Annotated in this window: 3 protein-coding genes; all 3 read left to right on the top strand. The window is 59.1% G+C overall.

The genetic code is table 11. The features are described from left to right. Positions 1-1,462 (top strand): hypothetical protein (locus ACILQR_RS16870; protein ID WP_395652519.1); only part of this gene is annotated, 1,462 nt, incomplete at its 5' end. Between the two features lie 137 nt (positions 1,463-1,599). Beyond that, the gene (locus ACILQR_RS16865) at positions 1,600-2,193 is read left to right on the top strand and encodes a hypothetical protein (RefSeq protein ID WP_395652518.1); all 594 of its coding nucleotides are present in this window, start codon (positions 1,600-1,602) and stop codon (positions 2,191-2,193) included. 118 nt (positions 2,194-2,311) lie between these two features. Next, positions 2,312-2,802, top strand: a 491-nt coding sequence (locus ACILQR_RS16860; RefSeq protein ID WP_395652517.1) for a hypothetical protein, incomplete at its 3' end; no start/stop codon positions are given.

Genomic DNA, 2,802 nt, shown 5'->3' with positions numbered 1-2,802 from the left:
CGCAGAAGTGAAATCGAGTCTCGCAAAGAGTGGTGGGGACGGAGCAGCAATCCGAATCCGCAAGGTGTTGGCGAACGAGCAGCTCGTCGATGAATCAAACGTTGACGCTGTTCGCACGGTGTTGCGCACGTGGGGTACTGACTGGAAGCTGCGCGAGCTTGTTGCTGATGATGTTGCATGGGACGACGCTGTTGATTCGGTGTTTGAGCATCGAGAGATGTTGAAGAGCGCTGATGGCAGAACGGTGCTGCTGGTCTGGAAAGCGGCGGCGTTGATACAGGGCGTTGCAGAACATGGCGATAGCGATGTTGTGGGGCTTGACGTGCAGGCGCGCGTGGGTGACGCGCGAAAGCGAATGATTGCGGCAGTCGTCGGGGTTGAGGTACTTCACGCAATCTGGGATGACGGCAAGGACACTGCCATCTCTCCTGCGGAACGAATTGCGGCGACGATGCTAACCAAGCGTGAGGATGTCGGGCTGGCTTTGGCATGGGCGGAAAGAGTCGGGATCTTCACCGTCCGGGGAACCCATGCAGGCAGCCCGAGGCGAAGCATCCGGTCACTCAGTAGCAGAGAGATGAACCGCGTTGCTCACCAGTACGCCAGCTCCATCGACGCGCTTGTCGAATCGATGACAGGAGAGCCGGTAAGCGTCGTTGCCATGCTCGATGCGGAACGCGCGAAGAGAGAACTCCGCCGTCTCAGCGAGCCAATAGCCGTCGAGGTCGATGAACGGCTGGAAGCACGCAAGGCTCGCGCCGAGGTTCAGCGCGAAGTCGATGCGCGCAAAGAGAGCACGCCTCGCGGCGTGATGCGAGGACTCAACATAGGGGTGACCGGCTACGTAGTCGCCGACCTCATTATCGGCGCTGATGCAATCGCATGGAGCGCCTCCGTTCCCCGACCAGAGGGCACGCTGAATGCACCACTGTGGTTGGCGATGCTTCGTGGCTCATTGGGTATCAAAGCGTCGAAGAACATCACCAGTTCACGACTCGGAGCGTTCGGCGACAAGACCCTCGAACGACTCAATCAGGGTGAACTGCTCTCGGACATGCTCGCCCTGATTGGCACGTGGGATGGCTGGCAGAAGCGCGAGGCTCGATTGGCGGAATGGGCAGCCGGTGTCCCGGCTCGAAGCGCTGCTCGGAAAGAGTGGGAAGCAAGCAAGAACGCTGCTGAATCCACCGTCAATTCACTACTCGCAGTGACCGGGCGCATTCCCAAGCCGAACGCGTCGATAGCCGACAAGGAGGCATGGGAAGCCAAGGCGCGTGAGCTGGTCGAAGCGGCAAACCTCGATGGCGCGTGCGAGTTCACCACGAGCAAGCGTCTCGCTCGTCGGATGGAATCGAAGGGGTGGAGCGGTGCGGAAGCGAGGTACGCGGCGAATGCGGTCTTCGACATCATCACGCTCGATGGAGCCGACGTGGCAGGCGAGCTGTCAGAGGTCATCATCTGATGCGCGTCCTTGAACTAGCAATTTGGGAGCTGTTGCCGAGAACCGCATTCGCCGCGGTGGAGTGAAGAGAAGAAGCCGGATTGTCGTAGGTCTGGTGCACACTAATGCGCCGCGATCAGGTTACGAGAGGACTGTCCATGCCCCAGCCAGAGGAAGTCCCCGTCACCACCGCCGACCCGCGCACGGTGCTGGCGTTGTCCATCATCGACGGCGCGAAAGCATCCGGTTTCGCACGCGCTATCAACCCTTTCACCAAGGAGCCTCGGGCAGGCGACTACATGCTTCTTGCGGCGCGCTCGGTGTCTAAGGAACTCAATCCTCGCCGCCTCACCATCGCACTCACGGATGGCGGCAGCGCGAGCTACCTGCTTGTGCGAGAGCCTGTGAGTTGCAACTGGATGGCGGTGGAGAACTTCGGTCACGCTGACCGGGATTTCTCAAACGATGTCTTTGACTTGCTGTGGCTGAGTCGCCCGTTTTCGACCTACGCGACGCGCGATGAGTTGATGGAGGTCGTCCTCCTTCATCACGGATTCCTTGCACCTTGGATGGCGACTCGTCGAGCAGGGCTTACCGCGAGGCTTCGGCTCGACCAGCGATGGCTCCGTTGGCGCAAGGCGTTTCTTGACGCGAGCGATTTCAATACCTACCACTGCCCCGGTTGTGACGACTGTGATGGCGGCGTGGGCACGGTTCACCGGTTGTTCCGTGAACCCAACGTGGATCTCTAAGAGGAGTTACGTTCCTGTTTTATTACTTTTCAGAAACTCTTAAAATGTGATGCAGCATGGTTTATTCTTGTTATAGGAAATCTACAAAAGAACGTAGAGATTCCAAACAGGAGCACCAATGTCAAAGTCATCACTCAACCCATTCAGCGACCTAGCCGAAAACAGCGTCATGCAGACCGTCGCGGTCACCGTGAGCGCCATCATGAGCACCGCGCTCATTACTGGTCTTGCCACGACGATGAGTGCGGGCAGCTCCATCACCGCTGAATCTATCGCTCAGACCCAGAGCATCATCGCCGTCAGCTACCTCGACCGTGAGCTGAGCGAAGCCATCGAGGTCGTCGAATCCACGCCTCACCGCGTAACTGCGCTCAACGGTGAAGGGGATTGCGTGAGCTACTCACTCGACCTCGACTCAGACCGCGACCTCAATCTCGTGCGCTCAACGGGTGGCTGCGACGGCTTCCTCCCTACACGCGACGTGCTCGTGAAACGTATGAGCGAGGAGAGCCGATTCACCTATCTCAACCTCGCCAGTCTCCCACTCGTGAACGGCACTCCAGTGGGCACGTGCGACAGCAGCTTCACGGCAGCGGAATGCGCCTCGAC

It is taken from the genome of Brevundimonas sp., from assembly GCF_044239655.1.
In the GTDB taxonomy this organism is placed as follows: Bacteria; Pseudomonadota; Alphaproteobacteria; order Caulobacterales; family Caulobacteraceae; genus Brevundimonas.
This window is presented reverse-complemented; position numbering and strand designations above follow the sequence as displayed.

Coding starts and splice junctions, on each gene's coding strand:
- ACILQR_RS16865 (WP_395652518.1), top strand. CDS start 1,600: ATGCCCCAGCCAGAGGAAGTCCCCGTCACCACCGCCGACCCGCGCACG.